The sequence below is a fragment of the Bacillota bacterium genome, assembly GCA_040754675.1.
Classification (GTDB): Bacteria; Bacillota; Limnochordia; order Limnochordales; family Geochordaceae; genus Geochorda.
On the sequence record JBFMCJ010000083.1, the window covers coordinates 1 to 11,179 of the forward strand.

At 69.5% G+C, this 11,179-nt stretch carries 10 protein-coding genes; 6 read left to right on the forward strand and 4 right to left on the reverse strand.

Annotated elements, in window-relative coordinates; genetic code table 11:
* The 4 genes from AB1609_06925 to ftsH form a co-directional block, all read left to right on the forward strand.
* Positions 1-1,565: SpoIIE family protein phosphatase (locus AB1609_06925; GenBank protein MEW6046198.1), on the forward strand; the 1,565-nt coding region annotated here is incomplete at its 5' end.
* Between the two features lie 39 nt (positions 1,566-1,604).
* Positions 1,605-1,769, forward strand: coding sequence for an SPW repeat protein (locus AB1609_06930; GenBank protein MEW6046199.1), 165 nt, complete (start codon positions 1,605-1,607; stop codon positions 1,767-1,769).
* 113 nt (positions 1,770-1,882) lie between these two features.
* Positions 1,883-2,959, forward strand: a complete 1,077-nt coding sequence (tilS, locus tag AB1609_06935) for a tRNA lysidine(34) synthetase TilS (GenBank protein ID MEW6046200.1) — start codon at positions 1,883-1,885, stop codon at positions 2,957-2,959.
* A gap of 103 nt (positions 2,960-3,062) precedes the next feature.
* Entirely contained in the window at positions 3,063-5,006 is a 1,944-nt protein-coding gene (gene ftsH, locus AB1609_06940; GenBank protein MEW6046201.1) for an ATP-dependent zinc metalloprotease FtsH, read from the forward strand.
* 141 nt (positions 5,007-5,147) lie between these two features.
* On the opposite strand, the gene AB1609_06945 is transcribed toward ftsH, so the two are convergent.
* Together AB1609_06945 and AB1609_06950 are read right to left on the reverse strand one after the other, a co-directional pair.
* Entirely contained in the window at positions 5,148-6,371 is a 1,224-nt protein-coding gene (locus AB1609_06945; protein MEW6046202.1) for a trypsin-like peptidase domain-containing protein, read from the reverse strand.
* Positions 6,372-6,501: 130 nt separating this feature from the next.
* The gene (locus tag AB1609_06950; protein ID MEW6046203.1) at positions 6,502-8,274 is read right to left on the reverse strand and encodes a family 10 glycosylhydrolase; all 1,773 of its coding nucleotides are present in this window, start codon (positions 8,272-8,274) and stop codon (positions 6,502-6,504) included.
* Positions 8,275-8,359: 85 nt separating this feature from the next.
* On the opposite strand from AB1609_06950, the gene AB1609_06955 reads away from it, so the two are divergent.
* A complete protein-coding gene (locus tag AB1609_06955; GenBank protein MEW6046204.1) occupies positions 8,360-8,971 on the forward strand; it encodes an isochorismatase family cysteine hydrolase in 612 nt (203 codons plus the stop codon).
* Positions 8,972-9,011: 40 nt separating this feature from the next.
* Here AB1609_06955 and AB1609_06960 read toward each other — a convergent pair whose 3' ends face one another.
* Positions 9,012-9,254 carry a LysM domain-containing protein gene (locus AB1609_06960; GenBank protein ID MEW6046205.1) on the reverse strand — a complete coding sequence of 81 codons (243 nt, stop codon included), beginning with the start codon at positions 9,252-9,254 and terminating at the stop codon, positions 9,012-9,014.
* Between the two features lie 61 nt (positions 9,255-9,315).
* Between AB1609_06960 and AB1609_06965 the strand changes: the two genes are divergently transcribed.
* On the forward strand, positions 9,316-10,788 hold the full coding sequence (locus AB1609_06965) for a Sapep family Mn(2+)-dependent dipeptidase (protein MEW6046206.1): 1,473 nt from the start codon (positions 9,316-9,318) through the stop codon (positions 10,786-10,788).
* On the opposite strand, the gene AB1609_06970 is transcribed toward AB1609_06965, so the two are convergent.
* The coding region (locus AB1609_06970) for a hypothetical protein (protein ID MEW6046207.1) at positions 10,755-11,179 on the reverse strand (425 nt) is incomplete at its 5' end. The two genes, AB1609_06965 and AB1609_06970, sit on opposite strands and share 34 nt — an antisense overlap.

Here is an 11,179-nt window from a genome sequence, read left to right on the forward strand (position 1 = left end):
CCTCGGTGGGCGTCCCTGCCCATCCCGGCGGCGCGCCTGCCGCTGCCGTGCCGGGGCGCCTGGCCGTGTCATGGCTGGAGCAGCGCCTTTCCGAGAGCGTCTCGGGCGCCGAAAGGGTGATCGACGCCCTCCGGGCGGCTTACGAGATGGCCGCCGCGGGGCCCATGCCGGCCGCGTCGGACGGGGTCGAGTACGTTGAAATGGTGCAGCAGCGGGCGTGCGCTTCCTGCCCCTGTTTCTCGCACTGCTGGGACGCGTGCGCGAACGCCAGCTTCCATGACGTGCTCGCTTTCCTGGAGGCGGCCGAGGCGGCGGGCCAGGCTCAGCCGGAAATGATGTCGGCTTCCCTGAGGCAGCGCTGCATCCAGCCGGTCCGCCTGACCGGGGCGGTAGGCGATGCGGCCCGCATCATGGGGGTTCTGCGGGCTGCCGGGCAGCGCTCGCAGGCAGAGGCGCGGCGCCTCGTCACGCAGGTCGAGGTGACGCAGAAGGTGCTTCACGACGTGATCCGCATCGCCTCCGGGCACTTTCAGTCGTTCGACGAGGAGGCCGCCGAACGCCTGGCGCGCCACCTGGCACGAGCGGGGACGCCGGCACGTGAAGTCGTGGTAGCGGGATCAGGCGCCCGCCGCGAGGTGATGGTGGAACGGGTGGGGCCCTGCCGCGCCCCCGAATCGTGCGCCCGTTCCCTCACGCAACTGGCCGCGCAGGCGGAGGGGGTTTTGTGGGAGGTCTCTCGCATGGCGTGCCGCCACGGTCTGTCCCGCCCCGGCGGCCATGGCTGTGAGGTGCACCTGGTGCGGCGCGCGCTGTGGGAGGTGTCGTGCGCCTTTGCCTCCCGTACCCGGGCGGGCGAGACGTGTTCGGGGGACAGCTTCGCCCGGGTCACCCTGGGCCCGGCGCTCACGTGCGTCATCCTCAGCGACGGAATGGGAAGCGGCCCCGATGCGGCCCAGGAGAGCGAGACGGCCGTTCGGCTGGCGGAAGCGGCCCTCGCCGCCGGGGCCGGCGCCGCATCCGCCATCGCCATCGCCAACGCCGTGCTGCTGGCGAGATCCCCGGATGAGCGCTTTGCGACGCTGGATGTGGCGGTGTTCGACCTGGCTTCCGGGGAACTGGAACTCGCCAAAGCGGGTGCTTACCCGACGTTCCTCTACCGGGGCGGCCGGGTCGAACTCATCGAGGGCCAGGCGCTGCCGGCGGGCATCGTGGCGGGGGTGGAAGCGGAGGTGGTCCAGCGCTCGCTGTTGGACGGGGACGTGGTGCTGATGGCGACCGACGGCGCTGCAGAGCTGGGCGAGGCGGGGGAGGCCTGCCTGCAGCAGGTGCTGCTGTCGGCCGGAGCAGGGGCCTCGCCGGCGGATCAACTGGCGCAACGCCTGGTGGGGTGCCTGGAGGCGGTGGCGGGGGGCAGGTGGCCGGACGACTTGACGCTGGCGGTCCTGAGCGTGCGGCAGCTTGACGTTGCGGGCGTTCCGGCCTATACTGGGGACGGGTTCCGGCGGCCCGTAAGGGCGGCGGCACCGACAGGGAGGCAGAGCCAGCGACGGTTGGCGGCGAGTTAGATGCCCAGGCCTTCACCATTCGAGGGGGGTCTAAAGGCCATGTGGCAGAACTGGGTCAACGTGATCGTTGGCGTGCTCCTGATCATCCTGCCCTGGTTCGTTCAGTTCGATCCGCTCAAGTGGATCAGCGTCGTCGCCGGCATCATCGTGGCAGTCCTGGCGTACTGGGCCAACACTCAGGCTCAGGCCAAGACGGGGACCTGATAGGGTGAGGCCCGCCTGCAGGAGGCGGGCGGTGGCTTAGTCATCATCTGCGTGGCTGTCTGCCTTCCACTGTCGTTGACGGCTCCCCCTGCGGGCCGTCTTTTTTGTCCCGGATGGGGGCGACACGGGCGATAACCGCACCCCGACCGGCCGCTCACCTGCGCCGCACCCGGCTTTTTCTGGTCATGGCCCGCACCATCGCTCGCTACCGGATGCTGACCGCGGGCGACCGGGTGCTGGTGGGGCTTTCAGCCGGGCCGGACTCGTCGGCGCTCGCCCATGCCCTGACACTCCTGGCACCCCGCCTGAAGCTGGACGTCGAGGCCGCTCACGTTCACCACGGCATTCGGGGAGAATCGGCCGACCGGGACGCCGAGGCGGCCAGGGCGCTGGCCGGACGGCTTGGCATTCCCTTCGTCCTGCACTGCACCGACGCTCCCGGATACGCTCGGGCCCACGGGCTTTCGCTGGAAAGCGCCGCGCGGGCGGTGCGCCTGGCTGCGCTGGAACGGATCGCGCAGGAACGGCGCTGCCGGCGGGTTGCCCTGGGTCACACCGCCGACGACCAGGCCGAAACGGTGATGATGTGGGTGATCCGGGGGACCGGCCCGGGAGGCCTGGCCGGCATTCGGCCCGTGAGGGGCGTGTTCGTGCGCCCGCTCATCGACGTGTGGCGGCGGGACGTCCTGGCCTACTGCGAGGCGGCCGGCCTCGAGCCGGTAGAAGACGAAAGCAACCGTTCCACCCGTTTTTTGCGCAACCGCATCCGCCTCGAACTGCTCCCGTACCTCGAATCCCGCTTCCGCCCCGGGGTGCGTGAGGCGCTGGTAAGGCTGGCGCGAGTGGCACTCGACGAACAGGCCTTCATGCAGGCCCGGGCCGATGAAGCGTGGGAGGCCGCTGCCCGCAGCGCTCCCGGCAGCGTCGAGCTCAGCGTCAAGGCGCTTGTGGCGCTGCACCCGGCGCTTGCGCGGCGGGTTTTGGTACGGGCGTTCGAAGAGGTATCGGGAGGCCACCGGGGCGAGCTCGGGCTGGTTCACGTGGAGGCCCTCCTGGATGCGGTGCGCCGGCGGCGCGGCGGCGCGGTGGTTCAGTTGCCAGGGGGGGTTTGGGGGAGGTTGGTGCGCGGGCGTCTGCGCCTCGAGCTGGCGCCGCAGGCGCCCGGAGCCGACGGATCCCCTATGCTATAATGACCCTGAAAGCAAGGGCGCCGGGCCGCACGTCCCGGCGTGATGTGTCACTGGAGGACGTGAAAGCGGCATGGGAAGACGTGACCGGAGGGGAGGGGCGGAGATGAACAGGTTCCTGAGGGGCGTCAGCCTGTACCTGCTGGTGGCAGTGGTGCTCATCGCCATCGTCAGCACCTTCTACTCCCCCTCCGAGAGCAAGCGCCAGATTGAATATTACCAGTTCACACGCCTTCTCGACTCGGGACAGGTGGCGAGCGTGCGTTTCGTGGGCGAGCAGCGCCTCGAGGGCACGCTGAAGGATAATGCGAGCTTCGTGACTTACATCCCGTCCAACACCGCCCAGGAGGTCATGCGGAAGGTGGAGGAGAAGGGGGTGCCGGTTTCCGCCGAGCCGCCGCCCAACCCACCGTGGTGGCTCAATCTCCTTCCCCAGCTCCTAACCCTGGTCGTGTTCGTCGGGATCTGGCTTTTCATCCTCAACCAGATGCAGGGCGGCTCCAACCGCGCCATGTCGTTCGGCAAGAGCCGTGCGCGGCTGCACACCGAGGAGAAGACCAAGGTCACCTTCAACGACGTGGCGGGTCTTGACGAGGCCAAGCAGGAACTGCAGGAAGTCGTGGAATTCCTGAAGCACCCGCGCAAGTTCGTCGACATGGGCGCCCGCGTGCCGAAGGGCATCCTGCTGGTCGGGCCGCCGGGCACCGGCAAGACGCTGCTGGCACGGGCCGTGGCGGGCGAAGCCGGCGTGCCGTTCTTCAGCATCAGCGGCTCCGACTTCGTCGAGATGTTCGTGGGCGTCGGCGCGGCCCGAGTGCGGGACCTGTTCGAGACGGCCAAGAAGAACAGCCCCTGCATCGTGTTCATCGACGAGCTGGACGCCGTGGGACGGCAGCGGGGTGCGGGCCTTGGCGGCGGCCACGACGAGCGCGAGCAGACGCTCAACCAGTTGCTGGTCGAGATGGACGGGTTCGAGCCCAACTCGGGCATCATCATCATGGCCGCGACCAACCGGCCCGACGTGCTCGACCCGGCGCTTCTGCGGCCCGGGCGGTTTGACCGCAAGGTGGTCGTGGACCGGCCGGACGTGGAGGGCCGCTACGAGATCCTGAAGGTGCACAGCCGCAACAAGCCACTGTCGCAGGACGTCGACCTGAAGCTGCTCGCCCGCCGGACGCCCGGCTTCGTGGGGGCCGACCTGGAGAACCTCATGAACGAGGCGGCCATCCTGGCGGCGCGCCGCGGCAAGAAGCGCATCTCGATGGACGAGTGCGAAGAGGCCATCGACCGTGTCCTGATGGGGCCGGAGCGGCGGCACCGGGTGATCCGGCCGCAGGACAAGAAAGTGCTGGCCTATCATGAGGCAGGACATGCTCTGGTGGCCCACTTCCTGCCGCACTCCGATCCGGTGCACAAGGTGACCATCGTGGGCCGCGGCCTGGCGGGCGGGTACACCATGGTGCTGCCCGATGAGGATCGCATGGTGGAGACCCGAAGCGAACTGCTCGACCGCCTGGCGCATATCCTCGGCGGCCGCGCCAGCGAGGAGCTGGCCTTCTCGGAGATCAGCACCGGGGCGCAGAACGACCTGGAGCAGGCCACCAAGCTGGCGCGCCAGATGGTCATGGCCTGGGGCATGAGCGACCGGCTCGGGCCGTTGACGTTCGGGCGCCAGCACGAGGATCTCATTTTCCTCGGGCGGGACATCGCCCGGGACCGCAACTACAGCGAGCAGGTCGCAGCGGCCATTGACGAAGAGGTACGCCGCCTGATCGAGGAGGCGTATCAGAAGGCCGTTGGCATCCTGAAAGAACACCGGGACGCGCTGGAGCGGGTCGTCACGGTGCTCCAGGAGAAGGAGACGTTGAACCGGGAGACGTTCCTGGCTGCGGTGGAGGGCCGGGAGCTCCCGGCGCCGTCCACGCCCGCGGCGGAGCCGGAACCGAAGGTGGTGCCCGCCGGCCAGGAGCGGACGGAGCGCCGGCGGATCCTGGACCAGGAAGGTATTCTCGAGCCCCCTGGCAAGCAGCCCAGACCGGCGGAAGGCTAGATAACGCCCCGTCGGGTAGTACTGGATCGAGAACAACGGCACCCGGCGACCAAAGACGGAAGGCGTAGAGGGGAACTCCCCTCTACGCCTTCTCGCCTGCCAGCCTGCTTTTGAGGCCCTGTGCGTCAGCTCTCTCGGCTATTATCGGCTCTCGGGGGGTCGCTCGCCCATCTTTACGGGCACCGTGAGGATGCGCCCGTCGCGGAAGATCTGGAAGAGCACCTCGTCTCCCGGCCTGTAGCGATCCAGGGCGTTGAAGACGTCGTCGACCGACGTGATCTCCTGCTCACCCATTCGGCGGATCACGTCGTAGACCCGCAGCCCCGCCTTATCGGCCGGAGAGCCGCGCTGCACCGTGCTGATCAGGGCGCCGTTGGTGTCCGGGAGGCCGAGGTAGCGCGCCAGCCGGGAGTCGATCTCCTCGAGGGTGACGCCGATGTACGGCCTGGCGCTGGGCTTGCCGGCCTGGCTGATCAGGTCCTCCAGCACCCGCTTCGCCTCGTTGACGGGGATGGCGAAGCCGATGTTCTGCCCCTCGGTGTTGACGGCGGTGTTGATGCCGATGACCTCGCCTCGGATGTTCACCAGCGGCCCGCCGGAGTTGCCGGGGTTGATGGCCGCGTCCGTCTGCAGCAGGTTCTGGTACGAGCGGTAGCGGCCCACATCCCGGTCGTAGACCCTGATGGAGCGCCCCTTGGCGCTGACGACGCCCACGGTGACCGTGTGCTCGAGCTTCTCCCCGTACGGGTTGCCGATGGCGATGACCCACTCGCCCGGCCGGGTCCTGTCCGAATCTCCCAGCTTCGCCACCGGAAGCTTGTCGAGCCCCCGCGGCTTCGGGATCTTCAGGATGGCCAGGTCGAGGGCGTAGTTGGAGCCGACCATTTGCGCGGGCACCTCGGCGCTGAAGTCCGGCAGGGACAGTTTGACCGTGATCTTCTGGTTGTCACCGACGTTGCCCACCACGTGCTGGTTGGTCAGGATGTAGCCGTCCTCCGAGATGATGAACCCCGTACCGGCGCTGGTTTGCTCGGGGCTTGGCATGGGCCCGAAGAAGAACTCGAAGAACGGATCCCGCGCCGTCTCCGTGGGCCGGGGGAACTTGACACTCACGAAGACCACGGCGGGGCTCACCTGCTCGGCGATGTCGGCCAAAACGTACGCCCCGCCCAGGCCCGGTGCTTCGACCAGCGCAACGCTGCCGGTCTGGGCTTCGGCGACGGGAGTCTGGGCCCGCTTCTGTGTCGACCAATCGATGTCCAGGACGGCGGTCGTCAAAGCGGCCCCGACGAGAAAGCTGACCGTGGCCAAAGCGACAAGCCATCCGAGGCGCCCTGGCCGCCTGGGACGCTTTTCAGACTCCATAGGATGAATGGCCCCCTCTCTCGTAAGGCGTCACCTTCTTACCCCACAGGCCGCATTATATCGCCTTGCCCATACTGGCCGGCCCGGAGGGTGATGGCACCGGCACCACCCGGGTGGGGTACCCTTAAAACTATCGAGCCTCCCCTCCGGGACCTGACCAACCCTCCCCGTATACTTCAACCTCGGCGATCCACATCAAATCCGGCCGGCCCAGGGGGCCGCCGCCTGCCGGCTGCACCAGCCTCAGCGCCCGAGCAGTGACGGGTACAAAGGTGACGGAGGTGCGGCTGATGCGGTGGGTCGGCTGGCTCGTATACTCCCACAGGGTCTCCCAGCCGCCTCCATCGGCCTTTTCCACCTCGATTCTCAGCCGGCTCGAGCTGAAGAAGCGGCCCCGGTCAAGCGCCCAGTAGACGTCCACCTGGGAGATGGACTGCGGCTGGGCCCAGCGCAGCTCCACGAAATGGTCGCCGGGCCGCTCGGCCGAAGCCCACGCGACCTGCGCCCAGCGCCCCAGCTCGAGGACGTCGTTGAGCTGCCCGTCGTTGAGCGGGGCGGCCGAGTAGCCCCGGAACGTGGAATCCACCGTGACTGTCGCCTGGCGCGCCTTGTTCGGGCCAGCCGGGGCGGCCCCGGCGACAGCGGGGGCGGCAGGCCCCTCCGGCAGCGGCTGCGGGGGGAGGGGTGGAAGCGACGCCATCTCGGCACGCAGGGCGGGCGGATGGGCGGCCGGAGCCGAAAACGCTGACGCCAGCACCCCGCGCGCCGGCAGGCTCAGGTAGGAGGCGCTAAACGCCACCACACCCCCAAAGCCGGCCTCCCGCACGTGCGCCGCCTGTTGGGCCAGCCCCTCCGGGCGGGTGGCAAACAGCGCCAGGCCCGGCGCGACGCGCGAGCGCATGGCCTCGGGTTTGCGGTACGGCGACAGGCGCTCAAGTTCGGCGTCAATGGAGTGCAGGATATCTGCCAGGTTGGGCAGCGACGAGGTGTAGGCCATGGGAATCGCTATGTCGATGAGGCCGTTCGCAAGCCACTCGATCCAGTTTTGCAGGTGAACGATCCGGGCCTGCGCCGGCTCGGGGAGGACGGCCGCGGAGATGACCGCGGCGGGGGCAGTGCGCTCCACGCTGTCCCGCACCTGCCGCACGACGGCCGTGACCTGCGCCTCCCGCCACGATCTCCAGGCGGCCCGCTCGGCGGAAGGGAGCTCTTCGGGCGCGCGCCCGGCCACGTCGATGCCCGTTGCAGCGCGGAACGCCTCCTGCGCGTGCGGCGCGTAGCCAAAGGGGTCGCTGAGCTCGTCGCTGTAGCGGATGTAATCCAGGTGGATGCCGTCCACGGCGTAGCGGCGGGCCACGTACGCCGCCTGTTCGGCCAGGAACTCCCGTACCTCGGCGCGCGACGGGTCAAGCCAGAGCACGCCCCCGCCTGCCCCGCTGAACGCCCTTCCCCTCACGCTGCGGTCGGCCCAGCCGGGGTGGGCGGCGAGCACGGGGCCGGCTTCGCCGTGGACGCCGGCCCCGAGCATCCACATCCAGGCGTGCACGCGAAGCTCGCGCCGGTGCGCCTCCTCCACCACGACCTGGAGCGGATCCTCGGGCCAGCCCTCGAAGCGCATGTCCTGGTAGGGCCCGGCGTAGAGGGTGTAACCGCGGTAGAGAGTCTCGACGAAGACAGCGTTGAAGCCGGCGTCCTTGAGCTGGTCCATCAGCCTCGCCACGCCGGCCCTGGCGTCGAGGCGGGCCACGTAGCCGTTGTCCAGCCAGATGCCCCGCAGTTCGTAAGCTCGTTGAGCCGGCGACCCCGCAAGGAGCGGGGGGGAGAGCATCAGGCCGACGAGGAGGAGGCCGCCAAAGCGCGCGGCGCCCGGCCGCAGGGACCTCCGGCGGAAATCCCGTTTCACACCGCACACCTCCGCCCACCATTTGGGCGGGCGCGTTTGACACCCCTTCCTCGCCTTACGAGAATGGACCGGAGGTGTTCAGGGCATGGCGGCGCGCACGGTCGAAGTACCCGAATACGAGCTGGTGCCGAAGGTGGAGGTCGACCCGGAGCGTACGGCGCTGGTCGTCGTGGACATGCAAAACGACTTCTGCCGGCCCGAGGGGAAGCTCTTCGTGCCGGACGCCCCGGGTACCGTTCCGGCCATCAAGCGGCTCCTGGAACTGGCGCGGCACCACCACGTGCCGGTGTTCTTCACCCAGGACTGGCACCATTCCGGCGATCCCGAGTTTGCCATCTGGGGCGAGCACGTCCTGGCGGACACGTGGGGCGCCGAGATCGTCGACGAGTTGAAACCCCTGACCGGCGAGCGGGTCATCCGGAAGGTGCGCTATGACGCCTTTTACGGCACCAGCCTCGACCACGAGCTGCGGCTCGTGGGTGCGGACACGCTCATCATCTGCGGCACCGTCGCCAACATCTGCGTCCACTACACGGCGGCGAGCGCGGCGCTGCGATGGTACAAGGTCGTGATCCCTGTGGACGCGGTCTCGGCGCTCAACGCATTCGACATGGAGGCGGCGCTTCGCCAGGTGGGATTCCTCTTCAAGGGGATACTGACGCGCTCCGACGGGATCGTGGCGCACGCCTCCCAGTGACGGGCCCGGGGCGGGCCTGGCCGGACGCCGGTCACGTGCGCTACGAACCGGCCGCCGGAATGCACAGCACCTCGCCCGGGAGGATGGGCGACCACCTGAGGACGTTCGGATTGGCCGCAATGAGCGCGTTGGGGCTGACCTGGAAGCGCCAGGCGATGGCGAACAGGGTGTCGCCCCTCTGGACGGTATAGAGGCCCTGTGACCCCGGACGGCAGCCGGCGTCTCGATGGGTCTCACCCCCGCAGCAGCGGCGCGAGAGGTAAAAGGAGCCGGGGCCATTCATAAAGCAGGCTCATCCCCTCTCCATGCGGCACCACCATACGACGCGGGCCATGAGAGAGGGTATGAGAGCGAGGGGGGAGCTGTTCATGGTCGGCCAGTCCCGTTGGCCGCCGGGGCGCGATGCGGTAGAGTCGGCGGCCTTTGCGTGGCTTGATGCCCACCGCCAGGATCTCGTGGACAAGACGGCGGCGCTGCTGCGCATCGAGTCGGTGGAGGCTCCACCTGAGCCGGGCCGGCCTTTCGGGCCGGGAGTGGGCGCCGCCCTCGAGTTCGTGGATCGCCTGGCGCGGGAGTTTGGCCTGGAGACGGCCAACGTGGACGGCCACGCCGTTCATGCTCACTGGGGGCCCCGGGCGCCGTTCGTGGGTGTCCTGACGCACGTGGACGTGGTACCCGCGGGCGGCGGCTGGAGCGTGCCACCCTTCGGGGGCGTCGTGATCGACGGCCGGATCTACGGGCGGGGTGCCATCGACAACAAGGGCCCGACCGTCGCGTCGCTCTTTGCGCTCGCGGCGCTGGCCGCAGCCGGAGCCCCGGTGAAGCGGGGCCTTCGGCTCATCGTGGGCGGCGACGAGGAGACGGGGTTCCAGTGCCTGCGCCACTACTTCAAGCGCCAGCCCTACCCGGAGATGGCGTTTTCGCCCGACGCCGTCTTCCCCCTGGTCTTTGCGGAGAAGGGGATTCTCGACCTGACCCTGGCGCTGCCCTCTCCCGGCCCCGTGATGGTGAGCCTGCGGGGCGGCCAACGGCCCAATGTGGTGCCGGACGAGGCCGAGGCCCGCCTCCAGCTGCCGCCCGGCGAGTCGCCGGCCGAATGGCAGGGCCGCCTGGTGGCCGCTGCGGCGTCGAAGCGCCGGGCGCAGATCACCCTGGAAAGCGACGCAGGTAACCCGGCGCACTTTCGTGTGAAGAGCCGGGGCGTGGCCACCCACGGCAGCACCCCCGAGAAGGGCGTCAATGCCGCTGCCGAACTCCTGGCGTGCCTCGTGGAGGCGGACGCGGGCCGGGGGCTCGTCGACCCTTCCGGGACGCTGGCCTTCCTCGCCAGGGCAGGCTCCGGCATCTACGGCGAGGGGCTCGGCATAGCCGCCCGAGACGACGTCTCCGGCGTGCTGACCTGCAACCTCGGCGTGCTGCGCCTGGAAGGCCGGGAGCTGTCAGCCACGTTCAACATCCGCTACCCGGTCAGCCTGGCTTGCGCGGCAGCCCTGCTGGCGAAGGCGGCAGAGCAGGTCAGGGAGGCTGGCGGGCGCATTGTGGACGCAAGCGACGACCCCCCGCACCATGTCCCTGAAGACAGCTTCATCGTGCGTACGCTGCTCGAGGTCTATCGCCAGGAGACCGGCGACGATACGCCGCCGCTGGCGATTGGCGGCGGGACCTACGCGCGGCTGGTGCCGGGGGCGGTGGCCTTCGGCCCGGTCTTCCCCTTTTCCGGCATCGTGCCCCACGAAAAGGACGAGAACATCGAGATCGAGCACCTGCGCCGGCTGGCGCGGCTTTACGCGGCCGCCCTTTGGGCTCTCGCACGTTGAGCGCCCCTGGCAGAGCCCCGCATCGCCCCGGCCGCTGCGGCCGCGACCGCGCGGGCCAGCGCGAGCGAGACCCAAAAGGCGACGACCCGGAGGGTGAGTTCCCCCCTTGCTGCCACGTGAGCCGGATGCCCGAAAGCGGGGCGTACCACGATGGCGGGCCCCGGAGATTCGAGCAAAGCCAGGCGCAGGAGGCGAACCACCGCGTTCGAGGCGGCGGCGTGCACGGCCGCAGCGGTGAGGGCGGCGGCCATGGCGTCAGGGGCTCCCGCACGAAACGACGCGGCCACCCGGGAGGCGCGAACGCGGCCCTTCAGGCCGTCGACGAAAGCCCTGGCTGCCGCCTGGCTCCAGGCGCGACCGGCAGGACGTGCGGGCGGGGCGCCTCGCCGGC

What these genes read in the sequence shown, in the direction of transcription:
- tilS (MEW6046200.1), top strand. Translation starts at nt 1,883, where the DNA reads ATGGGGGCGACACGGGCGATAACCGCACCCCGACCGGCCGCTCACCTG.
- AB1609_06945 (MEW6046202.1), bottom strand. Translation starts at nt 6,371, where the DNA reads ATGGAGTCTGAAAAGCGTCCCAGGCGGCCAGGGCGCCTCGGATGGCTT.
- AB1609_06930 (MEW6046199.1), top strand. Translation starts at nt 1,605, where the DNA reads ATGTGGCAGAACTGGGTCAACGTGATCGTTGGCGTGCTCCTGATCATC.
- AB1609_06965 (MEW6046206.1), top strand. Translation starts at nt 9,316, where the DNA reads ATGAGAGCGAGGGGGGAGCTGTTCATGGTCGGCCAGTCCCGTTGGCCG.
- ftsH (MEW6046201.1), top strand. Translation starts at nt 3,063, where the DNA reads ATGAACAGGTTCCTGAGGGGCGTCAGCCTGTACCTGCTGGTGGCAGTG.
- AB1609_06960 (MEW6046205.1), bottom strand. Translation starts at nt 9,254, where the DNA reads ATGAATGGCCCCGGCTCCTTTTACCTCTCGCGCCGCTGCTGCGGGGGT.
- AB1609_06955 (MEW6046204.1), top strand. Translation starts at nt 8,360, where the DNA reads ATGGCGGCGCGCACGGTCGAAGTACCCGAATACGAGCTGGTGCCGAAG.